Here is a 1,628-nt window from a genome sequence, read left to right on the forward strand (position 1 = left end):
GCCACGTAATCGGAGCCGACCCAGGCCGAGAATGCGTTTGAGGTGGGCGAAGAGCATTTCCACCTTCTTTCTGAGCTTCATTGAGATGTCGTACTGGCGGGTCTTGGCAATGTCTCGAGCCACCTGGCGGGCGTCTTCTGTTTCTTCGCGGCTGATCTTGCGGGCATCCGCGTTGGGGCAGCACTTGGTTTTCGATGGGCAGACCTGACAGACCTCTTTCAGAGCGCGATAGCGAGCGGTGCCCTTGCCCGTCGGACCGCGGTTGGGGTCTGAGTAGTTGCGGCGGAACTGCTTGAGGGCGTGACCTTCGGGACAGATGTATTGGTCATTCTCAGCATCCCATTCGAAGTCGGCGCGGGTCCAGGTGCCGTCATTGCGACCGGACTTGTCGAACACCGGGATATGCGGCGCAATCTTGCGATCAACCAGCCAGCCCAGAAGTGGGCCGGTGCCATAGGCGGTGTCCGCGATTAGTCTCTCCGGATGCAGATCGAACCGTTCCTTTACTCGGTTCAACATGGTCTTGGTCGATCCGACCTCAGCCTGACGGATTGATCTGGTGGCTTCGACGTCGATGATAACTCCGTGATCTGTATCGATCAGGTAGTTGTCGGAATAGCTAAAGAATGCAGGGCCTTTGCGGGCTGCGGTCCATTGGCTCGCCGGATCGGAATGCGATGTGAACTTGGGCTGAACCTCGCTGGCAGCGCCGAACGCAGCCTCGTCCAGCGTGTCGAGATACTCGCGGACGGCGCGGGGCGCGTCGGTCGGATCAACGGTTGAGGCGTCCCACTCTTCCTTCGGCGTTGAGTTCTGCTTGTTGGCATCGGCTTCGATCAAGCTTGCATCGATGGCCATACGCTGACCGCTGACGAGGCCTTCCTCAATGCTGTGTGCCACGGTCATCTCGAACAGGTAGCGCAGCAGTTCGCTTTCGCGGAACCGCCCATGCCGGTTCTTCGAGAATGTGGAATGATCCGGCACACGGTCGTTCAGATCGAGCCGACAGAACCACCGATAGGCTAGGTTCAGATGAACCTCTTCACAAAGCCGCCGCTCGGACCGGATCCCGAAGCAGTAGCCCACGAGTAGCATTCGGATAAGCAACTCGGGGTCAACCGAGGGGCGTCCAGTATGGCTGTAGAACTCCGCCAGATGCGACCGGATGCTGCCAAGATCGACGAACCGATCAATCGAGCGCAGCAGGTGATCTTGCGGGACATGATCTTCCAGCGAGAACTCGTAGAACAACGCCGCCTGCGCTTCCTGCCTCGGTCCCATCATCGCCAATTCCTCCCTACAGGACGAATTGAATCAGCGACTTACCACTCAATCAACCAAGAGTTTTTCAACGAAATCCGCCGATTCTGTGGAAAAACAACGTGTTGCGGACGCAGAAAGTGGTGTGCTGAACCGAGCGCGAGTGCCTTTCTGATCAGGCTTTACGTGTTTGCTGCGGTGCGGGAAAGATCTTGGCCAGTTTGCGGAGGTTCTGGGCGGTGGCGGCGAGGAGGAATTCGTCGTTTGCGCCGCATGGGCCACGTAATCGGAGCCGACCCAGGCCGAGAATGCGTTTGAGGTGGGCGAAGAGCATTTCCACCTTCTTTCTGAGCTTCATTGAGATGTCG

General features: G+C 58.0%; 2 protein-coding genes. Both read right to left on the reverse strand.

What is annotated here, in order from left to right; all coding sequences use genetic code 11:
* Positions 1-1,284 (reverse strand): IS1182 family transposase (locus tag ACRZ95_RS22860; RefSeq protein WP_480555664.1); only part of this gene is annotated, 1,284 nt, incomplete at its 3' end.
* Positions 1,285-1,435: 151 nt separating this feature from the next.
* The coding region (locus ACRZ95_RS22865; protein WP_480555666.1) for a transposase at positions 1,436-1,628 on the reverse strand (193 nt) is incomplete at its 5' end.

It is taken from the genome of Ruegeria sp. AI3 (assembly GCF_056541245.1).